The 255-nt window shown below is 64.7% G+C and carries 1 protein-coding gene; it reads right to left on the bottom strand.

Annotated elements, in window-relative coordinates; genetic code table 11:
* Positions 1–255, bottom strand: a 255-nt coding sequence (locus AACY45_RS29135; RefSeq protein WP_339548919.1) for a hypothetical protein, incomplete at both ends; no start/stop codon positions are given.

Raw genomic sequence — 255 nt, 5'->3', positions numbered from 1 at the left:
AAATCACTTTGTCCCCCCCCAGCGTATTGAGCCAGGTGGCGGTCAGCGTGGTGTCTGGGCGATCCGGGTCGAGGACGCCGTCGACCACCCCGGCCACCGTCGGCCGCGGCAGTTCCGCGCGTGGCTCACCGACGTTGAGCAAGGCCGCGTGTTCGGACTCGCGAATCGCGTGCAACGCGGTGTAGCGGTCCAACTTCGCCAGCACACTGTCTGCAATCAGCAACTGGTAATAGAGCTCCAGCGTGCCGCCTTCTA

It is taken from the genome of Pseudomonas sp. RA_35y_Pfl2_P32 (assembly GCF_963970735.1).
Taxonomy (GTDB): domain Bacteria; phylum Pseudomonadota; class Gammaproteobacteria; order Pseudomonadales; family Pseudomonadaceae; genus Aquipseudomonas.
This window is presented reverse-complemented; position numbering and strand designations above follow the sequence as displayed.